This is a genomic window from Mycolicibacterium sichuanense, assembly GCF_033741125.1.
Classification (GTDB): domain Bacteria; phylum Actinomycetota; class Actinomycetes; order Mycobacteriales; family Mycobacteriaceae; genus Mycobacterium.
In genome coordinates this window covers 471,135-492,618 of the sequence record NZ_JAWQPU010000002.1, presented here as the reverse complement: position 1 = coordinate 492,618, position 21,484 = coordinate 471,135, and the positions used below count along the sequence as shown (strand labels likewise).

At 68.6% G+C, this 21,484-nt stretch carries 21 protein-coding genes; 3 read left to right on the top strand and 18 right to left on the bottom strand.

The window, feature by feature from the left end:
- The first annotated feature begins 20 nt into the window (after positions 1-20).
- Together SBI80_RS09255 and SBI80_RS09250 are read left to right on the top strand one after the other, a co-directional pair.
- A complete protein-coding gene (locus tag SBI80_RS09255) occupies positions 21-1,511 on the top strand; it encodes a glutamate-cysteine ligase family protein (protein WP_318974159.1) in 1,491 nt (496 codons plus the stop codon).
- Between the two features lie 49 nt (positions 1,512-1,560).
- A complete protein-coding gene (locus SBI80_RS09250; protein ID WP_318974392.1) occupies positions 1,561-2,223 on the top strand; it encodes a class I SAM-dependent methyltransferase in 663 nt (220 codons plus the stop codon).
- Between the two features lie 2 nt (positions 2,224-2,225).
- Here the strand turns inward: SBI80_RS09250 and mftD are convergent, their stop codons facing one another.
- Positions 2,226-3,404 (bottom strand): pre-mycofactocin synthase MftD, encoded by a 1,179-nt coding sequence (gene mftD / locus SBI80_RS09245; protein ID WP_318974391.1) that lies wholly within the window; start codon positions 3,402-3,404, stop codon positions 2,226-2,228.
- A 2-nt stretch (positions 3,405-3,406) separates the two neighbouring features.
- A complete protein-coding gene (gene mftA / locus SBI80_RS09240) occupies positions 3,407-3,511 on the bottom strand; it encodes a mycofactocin precursor MftA (protein WP_318974158.1) in 105 nt (34 codons plus the stop codon).
- 184 nt (positions 3,512-3,695) lie between these two features.
- Here mftA and mftM point away from each other — a divergent pair, with 184 nt between their 5' ends.
- Positions 3,696-4,547 (top strand): mycofactocin oligosaccharide methyltransferase MftM, encoded by an 852-nt coding sequence (gene mftM / locus SBI80_RS09235; RefSeq protein ID WP_318974157.1) that lies wholly within the window; start codon positions 3,696-3,698, stop codon positions 4,545-4,547.
- On the opposite strand, the gene SBI80_RS09230 is transcribed toward mftM, so the two are convergent.
- The 16 genes from SBI80_RS09230 to SBI80_RS09155 all read right to left on the bottom strand — a co-directional run bounded on the left by SBI80_RS09230 (position 4,544) and on the right by SBI80_RS09155 (position 21,422).
- Positions 4,544-5,200, bottom strand: a complete 657-nt coding sequence (locus SBI80_RS09230) for a MadR family response regulator transcription factor (protein ID WP_318974156.1) — start codon at positions 5,198-5,200, stop codon at positions 4,544-4,546. The genes mftM and SBI80_RS09230 overlap by 4 nt on opposite strands.
- Positions 5,197-6,564, bottom strand: coding sequence for a MadS family sensor histidine kinase (locus SBI80_RS09225; protein ID WP_318974155.1), 1,368 nt, complete (start codon positions 6,562-6,564; stop codon positions 5,197-5,199). Before SBI80_RS09225 ends, SBI80_RS09230 begins: the two co-directional genes overlap by 4 nt.
- On the bottom strand, positions 6,561-7,757 hold the full coding sequence (locus SBI80_RS09220) for an iron-containing alcohol dehydrogenase (RefSeq protein ID WP_318974390.1): 1,197 nt from the start codon (positions 7,755-7,757) through the stop codon (positions 6,561-6,563). Before SBI80_RS09220 ends, SBI80_RS09225 begins: the two co-directional genes overlap by 4 nt.
- A 146-nt stretch (positions 7,758-7,903) precedes the next feature.
- A complete protein-coding gene (locus SBI80_RS09215; RefSeq protein ID WP_318974154.1) occupies positions 7,904-9,436 on the bottom strand; it encodes a VWA domain-containing protein in 1,533 nt (510 codons plus the stop codon).
- A gap of 6 nt (positions 9,437-9,442) precedes the next feature.
- A complete protein-coding gene (locus SBI80_RS09210; protein WP_318974153.1) occupies positions 9,443-10,573 on the bottom strand; it encodes an AAA family ATPase in 1,131 nt (376 codons plus the stop codon).
- A complete protein-coding gene (mdo, locus tag SBI80_RS09205) occupies positions 10,573-11,865 on the bottom strand; it encodes an NDMA-dependent methanol dehydrogenase (protein ID WP_318974152.1) in 1,293 nt (430 codons plus the stop codon). Before mdo ends, SBI80_RS09210 begins: the two co-directional genes overlap by 1 nt.
- A 180-nt stretch (positions 11,866-12,045) precedes the next feature.
- Positions 12,046-13,134 carry an ergothioneine biosynthesis PLP-dependent enzyme EgtE gene (gene egtE, locus SBI80_RS09200; RefSeq protein ID WP_318974151.1) on the bottom strand — a complete coding sequence of 363 codons (1,089 nt, stop codon included), beginning with the start codon at positions 13,132-13,134 and terminating at the stop codon, positions 12,046-12,048.
- Between the two features lie 5 nt (positions 13,135-13,139).
- The gene (egtD, locus tag SBI80_RS09195; protein WP_318974150.1) at positions 13,140-14,105 is read right to left on the bottom strand and encodes an L-histidine N(alpha)-methyltransferase; all 966 of its coding nucleotides are present in this window, start codon (positions 14,103-14,105) and stop codon (positions 13,140-13,142) included.
- Positions 14,102-14,797, bottom strand: coding sequence for an ergothioneine biosynthesis protein EgtC (egtC, locus tag SBI80_RS09190; RefSeq protein ID WP_318974149.1), 696 nt, complete (start codon positions 14,795-14,797; stop codon positions 14,102-14,104). The genes egtD and egtC overlap by 4 nt, the downstream gene beginning before the upstream one ends.
- A 34-nt stretch (positions 14,798-14,831) precedes the next feature.
- Complete coding sequence (egtB, locus tag SBI80_RS09185) at positions 14,832-16,121, bottom strand: ergothioneine biosynthesis protein EgtB (RefSeq protein WP_318974148.1); 1,290 nt, start codon at positions 16,119-16,121, stop codon at positions 14,832-14,834.
- Entirely contained in the window at positions 16,118-17,404 is a 1,287-nt protein-coding gene (gene egtA, locus SBI80_RS09180; RefSeq protein WP_413232679.1) for an ergothioneine biosynthesis glutamate--cysteine ligase EgtA, read from the bottom strand. Before egtA ends, egtB begins: the two co-directional genes overlap by 4 nt.
- Before the next feature lie 130 nt (positions 17,405-17,534).
- The gene (locus SBI80_RS09175; RefSeq protein ID WP_318974146.1) at positions 17,535-18,200 is read right to left on the bottom strand and encodes a sensor domain-containing protein; all 666 of its coding nucleotides are present in this window, start codon (positions 18,198-18,200) and stop codon (positions 17,535-17,537) included.
- Entirely contained in the window at positions 18,200-18,628 is a 429-nt protein-coding gene (locus SBI80_RS09170; protein WP_318974145.1) for an organic hydroperoxide resistance protein, read from the bottom strand. Before SBI80_RS09170 ends, SBI80_RS09175 begins: the two co-directional genes overlap by 1 nt.
- A 52-nt stretch (positions 18,629-18,680) precedes the next feature.
- Positions 18,681-19,202: a hypothetical protein gene (locus SBI80_RS09165; RefSeq protein ID WP_413232678.1), complete on the bottom strand. Its 522-nt coding sequence runs from the start codon at positions 19,200-19,202 to the stop codon at positions 18,681-18,683.
- A 208-nt stretch (positions 19,203-19,410) separates the two neighbouring features.
- Complete coding sequence (locus SBI80_RS09160; RefSeq protein ID WP_318974143.1) at positions 19,411-20,862, bottom strand: catalase; 1,452 nt, start codon at positions 20,860-20,862, stop codon at positions 19,411-19,413.
- Positions 20,863-20,981: 119 nt separating this feature from the next.
- Positions 20,982-21,422, bottom strand: a complete 441-nt coding sequence (locus tag SBI80_RS09155) for a hypothetical protein (RefSeq protein ID WP_318974142.1) — start codon at positions 21,420-21,422, stop codon at positions 20,982-20,984.
- Positions 21,423-21,484: the final 62 nt, after the last annotated feature.

Below are 21,484 nucleotides of genomic sequence, written 5' to 3'. Positions count from 1 at the left end.
GACGGCCATGGGTGACGGCCATGGGTGACGAGGTCACGCAGACCGAATACAGCCGCGAACACCGCCAGCAGTACCGGCGGAAGGTCCAGCAGAGCCTGGACGTCTTCGAGACGATGCTGGCCCAGGCCAGCTTCGAGTGCGAACATCCGTTGACGGGCATGGAGATCGAATGCAACCTCGTCGACGGTGACTATCAGCCCGCGATGAGCAACCGGGAAGTGCTTGCCTCGATCGCCGATCCGGCGTTCCAAACCGAATTGGGCGCCTACAACATCGAATTCAACGTTCCCCCGCGGCCGCTGGGGGGACGCTCCGGGGTGGAGCTCGAACGTGACGTGCGAGCCAGCCTCAACGCCGCCGAGACCAAGGCCAACTCCAACGGCGCTCACATCGTGATGATCGGGATCCTGCCGACGCTGATGCCGGAGCATCTCTCGGCGAACTGGATGAGCGAGTCCACCCGCTATCAGGCCCTCAACGACTCGATCTTCACCGCCCGCGGTGAGGACATCGTCATCGACATCAGCGGGCCCGAACGCCTGACGCTGCAGTCGGCCTCGATCGCCCCCGAATCTGCTTGTACCAGCATGCAATTGCACCTCCAGGTAGCACCGGCGGAGTTCGCGCAGAATTGGAACGCCGCCCAGGTGCTCGCCGGGCCGCAGCTGGCGCTGGGAGCCAACTCGCCGTACTTCTTCGGCCACGAACTGTGGGCCGAGACGCGCATCGAACTGTTCGCCCAGGCGACCGACACCAGACCCGACGAGCTCAAGACCCAGGGCGTGCGCCCGCGAGTGTGGTTCGGCGAGCGGTGGATCACCTCGATCTTCGACTTGTTCGAAGAGAACGTCAGGTACTTCCCGTCGCTTCTTCCCGAACTGTCCGACGAGGATCCGGTCGCCGAGTTGGCCGCCGGACGCACCCCGACGCTGTCAGAACTGCGGCTGCACAACGGCACGATCTACCGCTGGAACCGTCCGGTCTACGACGTTGTCACCGTCGACGGCGTGGCGCGACCGCACCTGCGCGTCGAGAACCGGGTGCTGCCCGCCGGCCCCACGGTGGTCGACATGCTGGCCAATTCGGCGTTCTACTACGGCGCACTGCGGGCCCTGTCCGATGACGATCGGCCCATCTGGAGCAAGCTGAGTTTCGCTGCGGCAGAACGCAACTTCCTGGCCTCGGCCCGCGACGGCATGGACGCCCGGCTCTATTGGCCCGGCCTCGGCGAGGTGACGCCCGACGAGCTGGTGTTGCACGAGCTGCTGCCCCTCGCCCACGAGGGATTGCGGCGCTGGGGCGTGTCGGCCGACGTCAGCGACCGCTACCTGGGTGTCATCGAGGGCCGGGCGAAGACGGGTCGCAACGGCTCGGCCTGGCAGATCCAGACGGTGCATGCGCTGCAGCGGCGCGGCCTGGCGCGGCCGCGGGCCCTGGCGGAGATGCTGCGGTTGTATTGCGAGCGGATGCACGACAACGAGCCCGTCCACACGTGGGACGGCCCGGACTGATTCCGGGCGTAGCGTGGAAGGCATGAGTGATTCCACCGACTCCAACGTGATGGATTGGGACAGCGCCTACCGCGGTGAGAGCACGTTTCAGGGGGCACCGCCGTGGAACATCGGCGAGCCGCAGCCCGAACTCGCCGCGCTGATCGCCGCCGGCAAGGTCACCGGTGAGGTGCTCGACGCCGGCTGCGGATACGCCGAGTTGTCGCTGGCGCTGGCAGCCGACGGGTACACCGTCGTCGGCATCGAGCTGACGCCGACGGCGGTGGCGGCCGCCAGGAGGGCCGCCCTGGACCGCGATCTGCCCAATGCGACGTTCGTGCAGGACGACATCACGACGTTCACCGGTTTCGACGGCCGTTTCGACACGATCATCGACTCGACGCTGTTTCACTCGCTACCCGTCGAGGGCCGCGAGGGGTACCAGCGTTCGATCCACCGGGCGGCCGCCCCCGGCGCCCGGTACTACGTGCTGGTGTTCGCCAAGGGCGCGTTCCCCGCCGAGCTGCAAGAGAAACCCAACGAGGTCGACGAGGCCGAACTTCGTGCGGCAGTGGGCAAGTACTGGGAGATCGACGAGATCCGCCCGGCGTTCATCCACGCCAACATGCCGTCCGGACAGAATGCACCCTTTCAGCTGCCGCCGCATGATCGCGACGAGAAGGGCCGGATGAAGATGCCGGCATTCCTGCTCTCGGCGCACCGGGCCGCCTGAGGTCAGTCAGCGCCGAGGTCCCGACGGAATCCGTTGGCAATCACCAGGTGTCGAGGTCTAAGCTCGTCGGTCGAGGACAGTCCAAGACCCAGCAGCGCGGAGTCGATGCCGCTACGAATGATGTCCAGCACGTTCTCGACGCCCGCCTGGCCGCCGGCGGCCAGCCCCCAGAGGTAGGCCCGGCCGAGCATCACCGCACGGGCGCCCAACGCCAGGGACTTCACCACGTCGCTGCCGCGGCGGATCCCGCCGTCGAGCACGATCTCGACCTGCGCCCCCACCGCCTCGGCGATCGCCGGGAGCGCGCGGACCGGCGCGGGGGTGCCGTCGAGGTTGTTGCCCCCGTGGTTGGAGACCGAGATGGCGGTGACACCGGCGTCGACGGCGCGACGGGCGTCGTCGACCCGCATCACGCCCTTGAGCATGAACGGCCCGCCCCACTGCTCGCGCAGCCAGGCGATGTCATCCCACGTGGGTAGCGGGGTCTGCATCCATTCGCCGTACGCGCCAAAGAACGTCGGCGCCGGACCACCGTCCTGAGCGAGGTTGGGCGCGGTCAGGTCTGGCACTCGGCCCGTCCTGGCGAAGTCCAGCAGCCAGCGCGGCCGGGTGATGCCCTCGGGCGCGAACCGCAGCATGGCCCGCAGATCCATCTTCTCCGGGATCTTCGGGCTGCCCCAGTCCCGCCCGCTGGAGAACGACCAGTCCGACGTCATGATCAACCCGACGGCGCCGGCGGCCCTGGCGCGCTCCATGCGTGCCAGCAGCTTGTCCCGGCCGCCGGTCCAATACATCTGGAAGAACGTCTGCGGGTTGGCGGCCGCCACCTCCTCGACGGGCTTGGAGGCGAAGGACGACAGGCTGATCGCGGTGCCGCGGGCGGCGGCCGCGCGGGCCACGGCCACCTCACCATCGGGATGCACGGCCTGTACGCCGGTCGGGGAGATGAAGACCGGTAGCGAGATCGCCTGTCCCATCACCGTCGTCGCCATGTCGCGCTTGGCGGACAGCCCCGCCACATGAGGCGCGAAACCCAGTTCGCCGAACGCTGCGATGTTGTCCGCCACCGTGAGTCCACCTTCGGAACCTGCGACCAGCGCGCTGTAGACACTGCGCGGCAACCGCTTGCCGGCCCGTCGCTGAGCCTCGGCGACCGTCTCGAACCAACCGGTCCTCGCCATCATCAGTAGACCCCGCACATGCCGTCGATCGACACCTCTTCGACGAGGGCCTCCTCGACGAGAACCTCTGCGGCGGTGCCGTCTTCGCGATCATCCCGAGTGGTCATCGCACTCCTCCAAGTCTGCCGGACACCATCACGCTAGGACACCGGGTGCCGCGGCACACTCACCGAACGGGTAGTCACCCACCCATCCGGGCGGGCCACCGATCACACCCGTTCGGGGCACGCGCAACGACCCGCCACCGACATAGCGTCGTCGGACGGGAACCATCGACGAAGGGGCATGGCCATGACCGCTCGCCCACGGACTGGCACGTTCCGCTCCCCGCTCACGCGGGTGACGCGTCGCGCCGGGCCGCACCTGCAGCATCGCAATCCAACGACGCTGTGCGCCAACCGGATCTGCGCCGTCCGCATCGACGGTGTGCTGACCATCGAACACGATCTGCACCCCGAGGAGATCTCCGACGAACTCGCGGTGCTATTGGCGACCGAGCTCGACGACACCGGTGTGCTGCGCGGGCAGACGGAGTTCGAGCACGTGTTCACGGGCATCGTGCAGACCACCGGCGACGGGGAGGCCGACGACGCGTGGCTGCGGTTCTACCGCAACTCCCTGGACCGCCTCGAACACGGCACGGCCGCCTTCGCCCCGATCCACGAGCACGCCGCATCGCTGGTTGTGGGACGCGAATTGACCGATTTGGGTTCGTGTTTCGGGTTCTTCCCGCTGCGCATGGCAAAGGCGGGCCTGACCGTCACCGCGTCGGATCTCAGCCATGCAACGATGGCCCTGCTCGACCGGATGAGCGGACGCCTCGGCCGGCATCTGCGTACGGTCACCTGCAATGCACTCGACGTCCCGTTGCCGGACGGATCCGCCGACACCGTCACCGTGCTGCACCTGCTGGAACACCTCGACGCCGCGACCGCCGGCGCGGTGCTGCGCGAGGCGGTGCGGTTGGCCCGCCGGCGGGTGATCGTCGCGGTGCCGTTCGAGGAGCTACCGCGGGCCTGCTACGGGCACGTCCAACGCTTCGACGAAGCGACGCTGCGACTGATCGCCGACGCCTGGTGCACTGCCGGCCTGCGGGCCGGAGTCCACCAGTTCCACGGCGGCTGGCTGGTTCTCGACCGCTAGATCAATCCGCGCTTGCTGGCCGCGTAGACCGCCTCGGCCCGTCGGGTGACCTCGAGCTTGCGCATGATGTTGCTGACGTGGAACTTCGCGGTGGTGGCCGAGATGTAGAGCCGCTCCCCAATCGCGATGTTGGACAGGCCCGTCGCGAGCAACCGCAGCACCTCCAGCTCCCGGTCGGTCAGCTGCTGGCGGTGCTCGGAGCGCCCGGACATGGCCCGGACGACGGCGGCCGCGCTGCGGGAGTCGAATGCGCTGTCCCCGGCCGAGATGGCCCGGATCGCGCGGACCAGTTCCGTCGTGTCGACGTCCTTGACGACGTAACCGCGGGCCCCGGCATGCACGGCGCGGACCACCAGATCCTCGTCGAGGAACGTGGTCAGCACCAGCAGCCCGACTCCCGGGTGGGCCGCAGAGAGCTTGCCGCACAACGAGAGTCCCTCGAAGTCCGACCCGGCCGACAGCTTGAGATCCAGCAGCACAACGTCGGGGACCATCGCCCGCACCACCGCCTCGGCCTCCGCTTCGGAGGACGCCTCGCCGACCACGACCAAGCCCTCCTCGCGTTCCAACACCGAGCGCAGCCCCTCGCGCAGGATGGCGTGATCGTCGACCAGGACCAGTCTGATGGTTCCCGTGGTGATGTCGGTGGTCATGGCCGGACCTCTTCTCCTGGGGTGCGAACACCCTCTCGGCGCGGGGTGGGCACCGTGGCGACCACCCGGACGCCCCCGATGCGCGAGCGCCGAACCTCCAAGGTGCCACCGTGTTCACGGGCGCGGGCAAGCATGTTGGCCAACCCCCGATGGTGACCGTCGACGTCGGTGGCCTCCGACAATCGCAGCATCATCCGAAGTTTCTCGGGCTCGCCGACACCGTCGTCGGCGATCGACAGCGTGACCCCGCCGCGACCGTAGTTCAACCGGACGATCGCCCTGCTGGCCTTCGCGTGCACTGCGGTGTTGAACAGTGCCTCGCCCGCGATACGCAGCAGCGCGTGCTCCACGTCGCCGGGCAGTTCTACTGGCGTGCCAACGACCTTCGACGTCACCCGCAGATCCTCGGGCATGTGCACCGTCGCAAGCTGATCGAGCATCTCGGGCAGGCTGGATCGCCGGGCGTCACCGGGGTGGTTCAGCGCGTAGATCGCCGAACGCAGCTGTTCGACCGCCGAGCGGCTCAGATCCTTGGCCAGGTCCAGCCGATCGATCAGATCGGCCGAGACGGGCTGGCCTTCGAGCTCGCTGCGGCAGACCTCGATCTGCATGCCCGCCGACAACACCGTCTGGGCCACGCTGTCGTGCAACTCGCGGGCGATGCGGTGCCGTTCCGAGTCGAGGACCTGGTGGCGTTGCGCGACGCCGAGTTCGCGCTGGGTGGCCTGCAATTCGGCGTTGCGCGCTTCCGACTCGGCGAGCAGCGCCTGGGACTTGCTGAACAGTGCGCAATTCTGCAACGCAACCGCGGTCTGGCTGGACAGGATGCGCATGACGACTTCGTCGGAACCGTCCAGGGGCCGGCTGCGTGGGGTCCACGCGGCGAATGCACCGATGACGTCGCCGTCGAGTTCGATCGGGACGTGCGCGTGCTGGCGTTCGATGACCGGGAGGCGAAACTGTGCGAGCTGACCCCGCAGGATGTCGTTGAGCCGGTTGAGCACGGCATCGGGAAGGTGCGGACCGGGATCCACGGCCCCCGACAGCCCCTCGAACGCATACGCCACCCCGGCGGAGTCGAGGATCAGATGCCGCGGGCTGGCCTCGGGCAGCGCGCCGTCGGCCAGCGCCAGCAGCACCCACTCGGCGTCGAGGTGCGCGCGGGCCGCCTCGGCGACGGCGCGCAGCAGGTTCTCCGGGCCCTCGATGGTCTGCACCAGCGCGCGCGAGATCGTGTCGAAGGCCGCCACCACGCGATCCAACCGCTGTGTGGTGAGCCGCAGTTCGGAGTAGAACGTGCCCTTGCCCGAGCGCAGCCCGGTGAGCCGCTCGAGGTCCGGGACGCGGGACAGTTCGGAGGTCACATCGCCGTCCGGAACAGCGCCAGCATCAGCGTCTCGTCGGCGGCCCGCGGGTTGGTCGTCATGCAGGCATCCTGCAGCGCCGCCGCCGCGAGCCGGGGCAGGTCGTCGTCGCTGACCCCCAGCTGAGCCAGCCCGCGCGGCACCCCCACCTGGACCGCCAGCCGTTCGATGCGGTCGGCGAGGGCCAGCGCTGCCTCGGCGGCGGGGGCACGGGGGTCGACCAGGCCGAGATACGCAGCGATGTCCCGGTAGGGCTGCGGATCGACCTCGGCGTTGAACCGGATGACGTGGGGTAGCAGCACACCGTTGATGACCCCGTGCGGCAAATCGAGCAGGCCGCCCACCTGATGGCTCATCGCATGCGCCGCACCGAGAATGGCGTTGGTGAAGGCCAGCCCGGCCTCCAATGCCGCCTGCGCCATCAGGATTCGGGACGCCATGTCCGACGGTCGCTCCATGGTGCACACCAGGTTGTCGGTCACCATCTGTACGGCGCGCAGCGCGTGGTGGTCGGTGAGCTGATTGTGCCCCAGCGAGACGAACGCCTCGATGCCGTGGGTCAGAGCATCCAATCCCGTTGCAGCATTGAGCCATTCGGGCATCGTGGTGAGCAGGCGCGGGTCGATCACCGTGATGTCGGGGACCAGCGAGCGGCCCAGGATGGTGATCTTGGTGTTCCGCGTGGTGTCGGTGACGATGCAGAACTGCGAGACGTCGGCACCCGTCCCCGACGTCGACGGCACCACGACCAGCGGCGGGATCGGCATGGGCGCCTTGTCGACGCCCTCGTAGTCGAGGATGTTGCCCCCGTTGGCGGCCAGGATCGCCACGCCCTTGGCGGCATCGATCACCGAACCGCCACCGACGGCCAGCAGGACGTCGCAGCCGTTGGCCCGATAGACCTCGTAACCCGCGGCGATCTCGTGATCCTTCGGGTTGGGCGTGAGCTCGCTCCACACCCTGACCTCGACGCCCTGCTCGGCCAGATGCCCGATCATCTCGTCGACCCAGCCCGCGGCGATCAGCCCGGGATCGGTGACGAGCAGCGGTCGCAGGGCGCCCAGTCGCAGGGCGGCGTGCGCGGCCTCGACCATCGAGTCGAGCCCGAACACGATCTCCGGGGCGTGGAACTTCAGCACGCGGGTGGCGGTCAGCCCGCCGGAACCACGCTCCCGTCCCGGGAACGGCTCCAGAGCCGCCGGCGGGTGCCATGCTCGCTCCGCTTCCAGCTTCGCCACGATCCTGCCTCGACTACCGGCCGCCGGGCTCACCGGATGTGACCCAGGCGACATTCCTGATGTCAGCGTACGACCTCCGCAGGGCGGGGCCAACCAGGCACTCACGACGGCCCCGGGGCGGCGAATTCGAGGGCTGCCCGCTCCAGCCCGCGCAGGTCGCGCACCACCCTGACCCGATGGCAGAACTCGGCGTAGGCCGGAAGGTCGCAGCTACCCAATCCCCAGGAGTATCTGGGTTCCGGTGTCAGCCATACCGTCTCGCGCGCCCGCCGGGTGATCTCCTCGAACGCGGGCAGATTGGCGTCGTTGGAGTTGTTGCGGCCGTCACCGAGCACCACGACGGTGGTGCGGCGCGTCACCGCCGAGGAGTGTTCGGCGAGGAACTCTCCGAACACGCTGCCGTAGTCGGAGTTCGCGTCGGTGTCGACGACGTCGCCCCCGAAGATCAGCCCCAGCGCACGTTCGTTCGAGTAGTCACGGAACAGCTCGGTGGTCTCGGCGACCTTGGCGACGAATGCGAACGACCGCACCTGGGTGAACAGCTCCTGTAGGCCGTGGACCAGGCTCAGGGTGAAGCGCGAGGTAGCCCGCACCGAGAGGCTGACGTCGGCGAGCACAACCAGCCGGGGCCGGTCCTCGGCCCGGCGCACCGTCACCGGTGCGAATGGGATGCCGTCGAAGCGCATGTTGCGGCGCATGGTCCGGCCCGAGTCCACCCGGCCCGCCGCGGCGGTGCGCCGCCGGTGGGTCAGGGACCCGTGCAGGCTGTGCGCCAGCCTGCGCAGCGAGTCCTCCAACTCGGCTCGCTCCGCCTCGCAGGCCCGGTCGGAGGTGGACAGCGCCGCCTCCCGGCGCTCACGCGTCTCGACGACCTTGTTCTCCAGGGCCAGCAACGCCTCGAGGTGGCGCTTGAGCAGCTCCGGCAGATTCTCCAGCACCCCGGTCAACCGGCGCCGCAGCGCCGCGGCATCCGACTCGTCGCCGTCGGCGCCGACGTCGTCGAGCGCCTGTAGCCAGCCCAGCAGGGCGTCCTGTTCGGCAATGGTCAGGGTGGCGTCGACGCGGGTGCCCGTCCGCGCGGACAGATTGCCGGGCAGACCTGCGCCGTGCAGCCGGTCGGCGGACAGCTCGACGCGATGGCCGTTCTCGTCGGGCCCGGCACCCTGTTTGGACAGCACGATCTGATCGGTGAGCGCCGCCAGGTCGATCTTGTTCGCCTCCTGGTGCAGGTTGTACTGCTGCGCCAGATCCTCCTGCTTGAAGTACTCCCGGATGCTGCTTGGCTTGCCGTGTTCATGGCCTTCCTGCGGCTCGTCGCTGGGCTCCTCCGACAGCGTGAACGAGTCGAGTTCACCGGCGTCGACGAGGTCGTCGTGCGCGTGCCCGTGCCCGTGCCCGGCACCGTCGTCACCGATGCGCACCAGCGCGAAGAACGCCTCGAAGATCTCGTCGAACGTCGACTCGTCGCGCTGATCCTTGACCAGCGCGGCCCGTAGGGCGGTGTGCAGGACGGTGCGCGAGGTGAGCACCCCGGGCTGCGCGGCGCACCGCATGGCGTCCAGCGCCTCGGGGATGGACACGCGCATCCCCGCGAGGCGCAGGATCCGCACGAAGCGGTGCAGGGTCGCCTCCACGGCGGCCTAGAACGGCCTGCGGCGCGCGGGCGAGGCGACCTTGGCCGGTGTGCCGTAGTAACCGTTCGTGAACCGGCCCGGTTGGTCCTTGGCCAGGCGCGCGGCCTTGCCGTCCGGCTCGTCGTGGTCGTGCGGGTGGTCGTGAGAGTGCGGGTGGTCGTGACCGTGCGGATGGTCGTGCTCGTGTCCGTTGTGACCGTGCTGGTGCAGCGCCACGGGCACTTTGGCGTTCGGATCGACCAGGTGCGGCAGGGCGTCCAGCGCCTTGCGGAGGTCCTTGTCGTACTTGACCACCACCGACACGGTGTCGGCGAGCACCGTGGCCGAAAGCTCGTCGACCCCGAGGACCGCAAGCGTGCGGGCCCAGTCGATGGTCTCCGAAATGCTCGGCGCCTTGCGCAGATCGAGCTCGCGCAGACCGCGCACCACGTCGACGAGTTGAGCGGCCAACGCCTCGGTCAGCCCGGTGTCCTTGGAGCGGACGATCTCCAGCTCGCGTTCGGCCGAGGGATAGTCAAGGAACAGGTGCAGGCAGCGGCGCTTCAGCGCGGCGGCCAGGTCGCGGGTGTTGTTCGACGTCAGGATCACGTACGGCGCCTGCTTGGCGGTGAATGTACCGATCTCCGGAACCGAGACCTGGTATTCCCCAAGCAGTTCCAGTAACACCGCCTCCAATGCCTCGTCGGCACGGTCGATCTCGTCGATCAGCAGTACCACCGGCTCCGTTGAGCGCACGGCCTCCAGCAGGGGCCGTGGGGCCAGGAACCGGTCGGAGAAGAACACGCTCTCCTGCTTGCCAATTCGGTCCACTGCCTCCTCGAGACCGTCGGCGTCGGCCACGATCTGGCCGATCTTCTCGCGGAGCATCTGGGTGTACAGCAGTTGCTTGCCGTAGTCCCACTCGTAGAGCGCCTTGGTCTCGTCCTGTCCCTCGTAGCACTGCAACCGCAGCAGACGACGGCCGGTGGCCGCCGCCAGCGCCTTGGCGAGTTCGGTCTTGCCCACCCCGGCGGGACCTTCGATCAGGACCGGCTTCTCGAGGCGAGCCTGCAGGAAGACCGTGGTGGCGAGTCGCTCGTCGGCGATGTAACCCTGGCCGGCGAGCGCCTCGCGCACCTCCTGCACGGAGTCGAGCATCAGCTCAGCAGTTCGTCGAGGTCGCCATTCATGCAGTGCTCGACGACGGGGCGGACGAGGTCGAACGTGCACTCCTTGGCGTTGCCGGGGGTGCAGGCGTCGCCGAGGACGTGGTTGGTGATCCGGTCGACGTCGGCCTTGTCGCCCTTGATCACGGGGGCATTCTCGTAGAACTTGGTGGGGCCCTGGCCAAGTCGGTTCTTGGTGTAGCTGTCCTGCTTGACGTCGGTGAACTTCTCGATGATGTTCACGTCACGCAGCAACCGGATGGCAGCGGCCAGCGCGGCGTCGGCCGCTTGCACGTCGGTCATGCCGTAGGTGTCCACGCCCATCGCCTGAGCGATGTCGGCGAAGCGCTTGTAGGCCACCGGCATGTTGAAGGCCCATACCCGCGGCAGCGCGATGGCGTTGTTCAACCCGTGGTGGGTGTCGTAGAACGCGCTGACCGCATGCGAGATCGAGTGAATGATGCCGAGACCGCCGGAGTTGAACGCCTGTGCGGCAATGTACTGCGCGTACATCATGCCCTCGCGGCCCTTGAGGTCCTGGCCGTTCCAGGTGGCCTCGCGCAGGTTCTCGGCGGTCAGCTTGATGGCACGGATTGCATTGCCAAGCGACGGTTCGAAGTTCAGCCGCGAGACGTACGGTTCCGACGCGTGGGCCAGCACGTCGAAGCCGCACTGCGCGGTGTAGTCGACGGGGCATTCGTAGTAGAGGAACGGGTCGTCGATCGCGAGCGTCGCCACCGACGCGTCGTCGAACGCCACGTACTTGTGCGGGTTGTCGGGATCGGTGGTGGTATCGGTGATGACGTAGGCCCACGAGGTCTCCGATCCCGTGCCCGCGGTGGTGGAGATCGCGATGTGCGGCGGGTTCTTCGGGTTCTCGCTCATGTTGAAGCCCTCGAAGTCGTTGACGTTGCGACCGTCGTGGGCGACCGAGATGCGCGCACCCTTGCAGGCGTCGTGGGTGGACCCGCCGCCAATCGAGATGAAGCTGTCGCACTCGTGTTCCTGGTAGAGCTTCACCGAGTCCATGACGTTGTAGTCCTTGGGGTTGGACTCGACCTTGTCGTAGACCACGACCTCCAGCCCGTGCCACTTCAGCGACTCGGCCATGTTGTGCACGATGTCGGTGCCGCGCAGACCCGAGGACATCAGCAAGGTCCTCTTGAAGCCCATCTTGAGCGCTTCGGGGCCCACCATCTCGTGGGCGCCCGGCCCCATCATGGCGCGGGGAAACGGGTGAAACTCCTTGATGGGGAAGGGCTTGAGTAGGTCTTCGACCTTCATGACTGTTCCTCTCGTCTGGGACGCGTGCTGCGCGTGACCATCAAGGTAGGCACGCGGGTGTGACGCAGGGAACAGTGCGAGGTGAAGTTCGAATGCTCGGGCAGCACGAGTCCGGACGACCGGACAGTGCCTGCCTGCCCGGTCGGGTAGGGCCGTTGGACCCTCCCCGTATCGTCGGGGTCAGACGGAGGTGGTGACGGTGGCCAGCGCCTCCGCCAGCAGCCCGAGCTCGTCGTCGGTGACGTCGACGTGGGGCGAGACCCGCAGCGCCGGACGCGTCATCTCCCGCGGCGCCCGCGCGACACCGGCATGGGTGGTGACGATGCCGCGCTCGGTGATCAGCCTGGCGCGCACGTGCTCCGGGTCGACTCCATCGGGTGGGAGCAGCGTGGTGATGGCACTGGGTTCGTCTACGGGTTCCACCACCAGCCAGCCGGCCAGGTTGGCCAGCACGGTGCGGGTCATCGCTCCAACGTCGGCGAGCCGGCTCGCGACGCGCTGCGGCCCCGCAGCCACGTATTCCCCGAGAGCCAGCGAAAAGCCAACCTGGGCAGCCACGTTCACCTCGGCGTTGGCCAATCCAGCCAGCGTCTGCTCGCTGAGCAACCCCGGGCGGACGGCGAGCATGCCGACACCGCGCGGGCCGGCCGTCCACTTGCGCGACGACGTGTACACCGCGTCGGCGCCGAAGTCGGTGCAGTCCAGGTGCGCGAACGCCTGGGCGGCGTCGACGACGACCGGAACCTCGTACTCGCGACACGCCGCGGCCAGCGCGGCAACGGGTTGTACGGTGCCGCGGTGGCTGCCAAGCGGGGTGAGGTGCACCAGCCCCGGCCGGTCCTGGGCCAGCGCCCGCGCGGCCTCGTCGGGATCGAGCCGGCCGGAGCCGTCCACGGGCAGCGGCGTCACGCCGAAGCCGTGCCGGGCCAGAGCGAACAGGTTCGGGCCGTACTCGCCGGGGATGCACGCCACCGTGCGCTCACCCGGCCAGTCCCCCAGCAACAGGTCGAGGCCGTGGCTGGACCCGGTGGTGAACACGACGTCGGCGGCGCCGAACCCGGTCAGGGCCCCGGCAGCCGCACGCCCCGCTTCGAGGACGGGCGCAGCGGCTTGCGCCGCGACGTATCCGCCGACCTCGGCTTCGTGTCGCGCGTGGGCAGCCGCCGCCTCGATCACCGCGAACGACTGCCGCGAGCAGGCGGCGCTGTCCAGGTGCACGCCGGCGGCCACCGGCCGGGCGGCCCGCCAGGCGGCCGCCCACTCGGGCACGCCGGTCACTTGACGGCCAGCGACAGACCGAAGTCGCCGTCCCGATCGGTCCACCACTCGATGCGCCGCAGCCCGGCGGCGGCCAACTCGCCTGCCACGCCGTCGGGACGGAACTTGCAGGACACCTCGGTCAGCATCTCCTCACCGGCGGCGAAGTCGACGGTCATGTCGAGATCGCCGACGTGCACCCGCTGCGCCGTGGTGGCGCGCAACCACATCTCGATGCGTTCCTCGTCGGGGTTCCACCGGGCGACGTGCTCGAAGGCCTCGACGTCGAAGTCGGCGTCGAGTTCGCGGTTCACCACGGCCAGCACGTTCTTGTTGAAGCGCGCGGTGACGCCGGCCGCGTCGTCGTAGGCACGCTCCAGCCGTCCGACGTCCTTGACCAGGTCGGTGCCCAGCAGCAGGGCGTCGCCGGGTTGCAAGCAATCGGCCAGCGCACCGAGGAAGTCGGCCCGCGGCCCCGCGGTGAGGTTGCCGATGGTCGAGCCGAGGAACACCATCAGGCGACGGCCGACCGCCGGGATCTTGCCGAGGTGCTCCTCGAAGTCGCCGCAGACGGCGTCGATCTCGATGCCCGGGTACTCGGCACCGATTGCGGCGCCGGCCGATTCGAGGATCGTCGCGTCGACGTCGAAGGGAATGAATCGCCGCAGCGTGCCGCTCTCGCGCAGCGCGTCGAGCAGGATCCTGGTCTTCTCCGAGGTACCGCTGCCCAGTTCCACCAGGGTGTCGGCACCCGAGCCAACTGCGATGTCGGCCGCTCGGGCGCGCAGGATCGCGGCCTCCGTCCGGGTCGGGTAGTACTCCGGCAGCCGGGTGATCTGATCGAACAGGTCGCTGCCAACCGAATCGTAGAACCACTTGGGCGGCAACGACTTCGGCGATCCGGCGAGACCCTGGCGGACGTCCCGCCGGAGAGCCTCCGCGGCGGAGTCGGCGGCGAGGTAGTTGGACAGCGAGACCGTCATGACGATCCTTCCAGTGGAGTCAGTTCGATGCGGAGCAGGTCGTCGACCTCGACGAGGTGACGGTCGGGCAGATCCTCCCACGCGGGGTCGTCGTCGTAGGGTTCGCTTGCCAGCACCACCCCGCGGTCGGTGCGCAACATCGACAGCGTGTCACCCCAGGTGGTGGCCAGTAGGCGAGAACCGTTGGCCGCCAGGATGTTCAGTCGCGCACCGGGATCGTCCTCGCCGACCTCGGCGATGGTGGCGCCGAGTGCATCGAGTCCCCTCTCGAAGATCAGCGCCGCCAACACCGCGCTATCGACCACGGACTCCGCACTCGACGACGGTGGCAGTACCGCCCGGTCGACGACCCCGTTGTGCGAGAGCAACCACAGGCCGTCGGTGAACGGCGCCGACGCCGAAGGTTCGATCGGCATGCCGATGGTGGCCGAACGCACCGCGGCCACGATGCATCCGCTTCGGATCGCGGGCGCCACCGAGGCGAAGGACGCGTCACCCCACAGTGGGGCAGCGCTGCGCCACCGTCTCGGCACGTCGGCGTCGAAGAATCCGGCGCCCCAGCCGTCGGCGTTGACCAGTCCGTGCTTCTGGCGGCGCGGCGCGTAGGACTGCACCAGCAGGGCGTGGGGTGGGTCGAGCATCAACGATGCCAGCGATGCCGGCTCCCCCAGCCAGCCCAGGTGACGGCACAAGGTCAGGCCTCCCTGCTGGTCGCACGAGCGCTCATCACGCGTCCCAGGCGAGCCGCACGCCGGAGAAGATCTGCCGCCGGATCGGGTGGTCCCAGTTGCGGAAGCTCGGCCGCAGGATGCTCGGGGCCACTGACCAGGCTCCCCCGCGAAGGACCTTGTAGTCGCCGTCGAAGAACGGGCTGGAGTACTGCTCGTAGAGCATCGGCGTGAACCCCGGCCACGGCCGCAGCGGTGAGGTGGTCCATTCCCAGACGTCACCGAGCATCTGCTCGGCGCCATAGGCCGACGCGCCGGCCGGGTAGGCCCCCACCGGCGCGGGGCGCAGCGCGTCCCCGCCCAGGTTGGCCAGCGCCGAGGTGGGTTCGCTGTTCCCCCAGGGGAACCGGCGACGGGTCTGGGCGACCGGATCCCAGGCGCAGGCCTTCTCCCACTCCATCTCCGTCGGTAGCCGCGCCCCCGCCCACGCCGCGTACGCCTGCGCCTCGAAGAACGTGACGTGCTGCACGGGCTCGTCGGCGGGGATGTCCTCGACGTGACCGAAGCGCGTCCGCGTGCCGTCCGGGTTCCAGAACTTCGGCGCTTCCAGACCCGCTTCCCGACGATGAGCCCAGCCGCGTTCGGACCACCAGTGCGGCTGCCGGTACCCGCCGTCGGCGATGAAGTCGCGCCATTCCCCGTTGGTGACGGGCACCCGGCCGATGCGGAACGACTCCACGTCGACGACGTGGGCGTCGCGTTCGTTGTCCAGCGACATGGGCTCGTCGGCCGCCGTCACGCCGAGCACGAACGGTCCACTCGGCACGGGCACCGACGTGCCGGCCACCCCGTCGCGGCCCGCCGGCAGCGGCGCGCCGAACCCCAGGATCGGCGGACCGGTGCGGATGCTCAGCGCCTGCAGCATCGTCTCGTCGTGCTGGTTCTCGTGGCTGACGACCAGGCCGAATGCGAACGCGGGGTCCACGCTAGTGCCGTCCTCGGTCGGCAACGCGTCCAGAGCATCGAGCGTCTTGGCACGCACGGTGCCACAGAACGTCCGCGCATCCTCGGGCGGCAACAGCGGCAAGTTCACCCGGCTGGCGCGGGAGTGCTCGAAGGCGTCGTAGAGCCGCTCGACCGGCGTGGGCAGTAGCCCGGGGCGCCGGGGATCGTTGCCCCGAAGTAGCCAGAGCTCCTCCTGCCAGCCGATGTGCGCCAGATCCCACACCAGCGGGCTCATCAGCGGGTCGTATTGACGCAGCAGCTCGACGTCGTCCAGCTCGACCAGTCGCAGCGTCCGTTCCCGCGCCAGGGACAGATCCCTGGCCAGTGCCTCCCGGGTGATCACGCGCCTCCCGCCACTCGCGTCACGGCGGCGCGGACGCCGGCCGCAGCCACCAGGTCGGCGAAGTCGTCGGCCGCGCTCCTACCCCGCTCCACCTGAGTCGACAACCGCTGCATCGCCTCTTGCAATTCCCGCGGCGCCAATTCGGCGGCGGTCCTGACGCAGCGCAGGGCGGATGCCTGCAGGGCCGGGTCGGCGAGTCCGACCCGTGCCGCGCGGTCCCATGCGGTGGCGACGGGTTCGGTGGCCTCGGCCGCGACGTCGGCGGCACCGGCGTCGTCGAGCAGCGCGGCGAGGGTGAAGACCACCGCGGGCCAGACGTCGTCCGGGGTGCTGTCGAGGTAGCGGATCTCGAGGAAGCCCCGCGGCCGCACGGGCGGGAACAGCGTGGTCAGGTGGTAGTCGAGGTCGGCGCCGGTGGGGCGGCGGCCGCCAAGCAGGACCCGGCCGTCGGCCCAATCGGCGAAGGGCACCACCTCGGTCATGGGCACGGTCTCCGGCCCCTGCACCAACATCACGGGCGCCTTCAACGCGTAGCGCACCCAGTCCTCGGCGGGATCGTCGCCGCTGGATCCGAGCACCGGCCCACAGCGCGCGGAGTCGAGCTGGCTCCATACCCGCTGCCGGGTGCTGCGCCAGCCGGAGAACTCGGCGCCCAGCAGCGGCGAGTTGGCCGAGATGGCGATCATCGTCGGCCCGAGGGCGTGGGCCAGCCGCACCCGGCGAGCCCAGCCGTCGCGTGGCCCGGCATCGAGGTTCAGCTGCACCGACGCGGTCGACGTCATCATCGCCGCGCCCGCCTCGGTGGTGCCGCTGGCAGTGAAGAATTGTTCCATGGCGCGGTAGCGATCACCCGGGTTGACCCGCTGGGGTGGCCGCAGGGGATCGGCGCCGAGCAGCACCAGCCCCAGCCCCTGCCGGGCGAAGGCCTCCGCGAGCACGGCCCGGTCGGCCTGCATGCCCTCGATCGCGGCAAGCACCGAGTCGGCGGGCAGACCGGACAACTCCACCGCACCACCCGGCTCGACCGTGATGGCACTGCCGGAGGGCAGCGGGGGGACGCGAGCGATGACCTCGGTCAGCTCGTCCCAGGACGGACGACGCGTCGCGTCGGTCAGGTCATAGCAGTGGGCCTCGACCTCGAGGCCCACCCGGCCGACCGACCCATCCTTCAGACATTCGCGCGCGATGCGCGCGGCGGCGTCGTCGGCGTCGGCGAGTTCTGCCCGCGCCGGGTCGTCGGGCCGGGTGTCACACGAGTTCGCCAAGGTGGTCATGTCAACCATCCCTCCGATGAGCGGCAGCGCGCAGTTGGCCTTCGGGTGCCCGTGCCCCACCCATCTTGAGAGAGGACACCGACAAAGTCGTCCGGATTTCCGGTGACGGTTCTCCGACGGAAGGCGATCCGGCCCGCGGCTACTGACCCAACGTGTTCTGCATCGCCCCAGCCAGCACGTTCACCGCAGGTCCGCCGTTGCCAGGCTGACACACTTTCGCTTGCAGCAGAACGTTCTCGCGCAGCCTGGTTTGAACGAAGCATCGTCGATCGGTACCCGCTTCCTGCTTCACCCACACCGCATCGGTGGCCGTTGGCGCAGAACCGGAGAACGTCCACACCTGGGTGGTGAAGTCCTCCAGGTGCATCGCCGTGGTCTGCCCGGCACAGCCGACGGTCCGGTCGGTGATGCGATGGAAGGCCCGGGTGGCGGCATCGGTGGTGGCGAAGACGCCCACGGCCTGCTTGACCAGGTTGGTGTCGTCGTTGGCCGCGCGCTGGGCGACTGCTCCGTTGAACGACGCGAGATCGGGATCCTCGAAGACCTCGGGCAACCCGATGTCGGCCCAGTCGTTGCACGCCGGCGCGTCGACGTAGTAGCCCTGAAAGGGGGCGGTGAACGTGGACTCCCAGGTCATCGGGGCGCCGACGATGTTGCCGACCGACCCCTTGCCGAGCACGGCGTAGGACACCACGCCGGGGTCCGACGGGCGAGCCCGAGCGACGGGTGCAGCCACGGTTGCGAGCACCACACCCACCCCGAGGGCGGCGACGGTTCGGGCTCGCCGGCCGCCGGTCGCCTGCATCAGACCTTGGCCGACAGCTCGACGTCGATGTTTCCGCGAGTGGCCTTCGAGTACGGGCAGAAGGCGTGGGCCTTGTCCATCAACTCCTCGGCCGCACCTTGCTCCAGCCCGGGCAGATAGCCGATGAGATGCGCGGTCAGGCCGTAGCCACCCTCGGAGTCCTTGCCGAAGCCAATCTGCGCGGTGATGCCGCTGGCATCGTCGATCGCGATCTTCTCGTTCTTGGCGACTAGTCGCAGTGCCCCGAGGAAGCATGCCGACCAGCCTGCCGAGAACAGCAGTTCGGGGTTGACACCCTCACCGCTGCCACCCATCTCCTTGGGCGGGCGGGTGTCGAGGTCGATCTTGCCGTCGGCGGACGTCACGTGGCCGTCGCGACCGCCGCCGGTTGCCGTGGATTCTGCCGTGTAGACGACTTCGATGCTCATGCCCCCGATCATGCCAGCTGTCCGGGCCCGCACACCGGGCCGTGCGAGACGGCTAGAAGATCGTCACCGTGCAGTACGTGCGCGGCGGGGACGGATAGGGCCACGCGTATCGGCCGGCCGTGGCGGGGCACGCCCGCTGATCGCGAACGTCCAGACGCTGGGTGACCTGGACGAGCAGACCTTGCTGGCCGCGCTGGGCGCAGTCGGCCAGTTGGAGCATCCCGATGGGCATGTCCATGACGTAGCAGTGATCGGCCACCAGGTTGGGCACCAGGCAGAGCCGGGCCGTCGCCTGATCGGCGAATTGCGTTGGGATGTGCTGGTATTCGTTGCTCGGGCACGATCCGGAGGCGTCGGCCACCGCGCCAACCGTGTAGCTCGGGTCCGCGGTGCACGCTACCTTGTCCGCGCTCAACTCCTCCGGTGACTTGGACGGGATCGCCACGCAGTCGCCGACCGAGAACACCTTCGCCAGTCCGCGCTCGGGTTCCTGGGCATGCAGGGAACACCCGCTGGTGACTGCGAGCAGGACCACGCCGACGACTGCAACCAGCACCAATTTGCCTGCTGACACGCGCGTCATGGTTAGGGACACTCTCACGAGCGCGAGCGCGACGCCACTCTATCCCCAAAGTTCTCAATGGTCTCACAGACCACATGAGAATAACAGGATTGGGATTCACACCGGCGTGTCGGGTGTCATCAGCCACCCGACCGTGAACGTAGCGACGCTTCTCTCGCTCGCAGCGTCGCCACGTTCACGGTCGCGGCCGAGGGCTCGATCAGCCGTTGGCCTTGGCGCGAACGCCCTCCTCGACCTTCTTGCCCAGATCGGGGTCGACGTTGCGCCAGTACTCGAACACCCGCGAGAGCACCGGCTCCTTCACACCCTTGGACACGTGACCAATGATGTTGGAGGCCAGCCGTTCCCGCTGGTCGTCGTCGAGCACTTCGCGGACCAGAATGCCCGCTTGACCCCAGTCGTCGTCCTCGGCCCGCAGCGTGTAGGCCGACCTGACCATGTCACCGTCGGACACCCAGTGCGCCTCGGCGGCGCGCTTGGGATCCGCGACGGGACCGCCCATCGAGTTGGGCGCGTACACCGGATCGGTAGCGAGCTTGATCCGCATCGCCCCGTCCTTGGAGTAGGCGTTGACCTCGACCTTGGGCTCGTTGACCGGGATCTGCTTGTAGTTGACCCCGAGCCGGGCCCGGTGCGCGTCGGCATAGGAGAAACCGCGGGCCAGCAGCATCTTGTCCGGGCTCAACCCGGTGCCGGGCACCACGTTGTTCGGCTCGAACGCCGCCTGCTCGATCTGGGCGTGGTAGTCGACGACGTTGCGGTTCAGCGTCATCTTGCCGACGTCGATGAGCGGATAGTCCGCGTGCGGCCAGACCTTGGTCAGGTCGAACGGGTTGTACCGGTAGGTCTTGGCGTCCTCGAACGGCATGATCTGGACCTTCAACGACCAGGTCGGGAAGTTGCCATCGGCGATCGAGTCGAACAGGTCCCGCTGGTGGTAGTCACCGTCCTCGCCGGCAATCAGGTCCGCGTCCTCCTGGGTCAGGAAGTCGACGCCCTGGTCGGTCTTGAAGTGATACTTCACCCAGGACAGCTCGCCGGCGGCGTTGATCCAGCTGTAGGTGTGGCTGGAGTAACCGTTCATGTGCCGCCAACTCTTGGGGATGCCGCGGTCCCCCATCAGCCAGGTCACCTGGTGCGCCGACTCCGGGACCAGGGTCCAGAAGTCCCACTGCATGTTGTGGTCGCGAAGGTTGTTGGCTGCCATCCGTTTCTGGCTACGAATGAAGTTCTGGAACTTCATCGGATCGCGCAGGAAGAACACCGGGGTGTTGTTGCCGACCATGTCGAAGTTGCCCTCGGACGTATAGAACTTCAACGAGAAGCCACGCGGGTCACGCCAGGTGTCTGGGCTGCCCCGCTCACCCGCCACGGTGGAGAATCGGGCGACCATCTCCGTCTTTGCGCCGGGCTGCAGGAACGCCGCCTTGGTGAACCGACTGACGTCATTGGTCACCTCGAACGTCCCAAATGCGCCGCCGCCCTTGGCATGTGGCTGGCGCTCCGGGATGCGTTCACGGTTGAAGTTGGCCATCTGCTCGATCAGGTAGTGGTCCTGAAGCAGGATCGGGCCGTCCGGGCCGACGGTCAACGAGTGCTCGACGCTGGGTACGGGTGCGCCCCCGTCGGTCGTTGCGAATTTCTCCGACATGTACCTACTCATCTCCTCGTGGTCGCGGCCGCTCGGGCTGGGTCGCGGTTGTCGCAAGTACACCACTGCAGCACGCATACCCACGAGGGATTGGTCTCTATCGCGAAGTCACCCCCGGATCAGCGACCGGGCGGCGGCGCGGGGAGCGAACCCGGCCCCTGGCCTCCGGGACCACCGGGGCCGAACCCACCGGGGCCTGATCCACCAGGACCACCGGGGCCGAATGAGCCGGGACCGAAACCGCCGGGGCCCCCGGGCCAGTCCGGCCAGTCTCCGTGGCGCATCATCTCGCCACCGTCACGTCCTCGGCCGCCGTCATGTCCTCGGCCGCCGTGGTGTCCACCGCCGACGCTCGCGCCGAGCACGAAGCCGCTGAAGAAGATCACCGCCACGATGAAGACCGAGCCCGCGGCGATGCCGACCGAGGCCGCCACGACGGTGAGCCTGGAGTGCCGTCGCCGATCTACGACGGGAGTCGTCACGACGGCGGGCTGAACCGGTTCGCGGACGGAGGTGTCCACCGGCGTGGTCACGGGTTCTGGGGACGCTGATTCGCTCATACTGCCCATGATGACGACGCCGTCGATGCGCCAGTGAGGAATCCCCTATGAAGAGGCTATGA